This is a genomic window from Vibrio sp. D173a, from assembly GCF_030248475.1.
Genome location: NZ_JAHGAH010001394.1, coordinates 1 through 565, shown reverse-complemented (window position 1 = coordinate 565; position 565 = coordinate 1). Strand labels below are relative to the sequence as shown.

Annotated in this window: 1 pseudogene; it reads left to right on the top strand. The window is 45.1% G+C overall.

Annotation, left to right across the window (positions count from 1 at the left end):
- Positions 1-10: 10 nt before the first annotated feature.
- Positions 11-565: pseudogene (locus KIV40_RS33595) on the top strand (sensor histidine kinase N-terminal domain-containing protein); the annotation flags it as partial.

The following is a 565-nucleotide window of genomic DNA, read 5'->3' as shown; positions in this document are numbered from 1 at the left end:
AGAGCACAAGATCGCCGTTGATCTTCCTTGGTCTGTGTTTGAAACTCTGTCTTTAGCAGAGAATGATCGTGCCTTTTATCAAATCATCGACATGCATGGGGTTCATCTTACTGGCTATCAAGATTTACCTTTATCTGACGAGTGGGTTTCTTCACCCTGAACGGCTTCTACAACCCCAGAAGCACTATTTTATGATGCCATTTACAGCGGCGAAGAGGTGCGTTTTATCGCTTACGGAAAGCTGCTGACAGAGACGAATTATTCTGGATTGATCACCATAGTGATAGGGCAGACTAAGCGAGCCAGAGAAGCATTTGCTGTCGATATTACTCTCAACGCTATTCAGCTGGTTTTCCCTTTTATTTGTGCCGGTTTCTTTCTGGTTTTACTGGGTATCTGGAAGACACTGCAGCCAATCAATCGACTCAACCGCAGTATCGCAAGGCGTACTTCATCCGATCTTACGCCCATCAAGCATGAAGTGCCCGCCGAAATTGTTCCTCTGGTAGGGAGTATCAATCGATTTATGGCGCAGCTTGATAACAGTTTGGATCGCTTAAAGAAT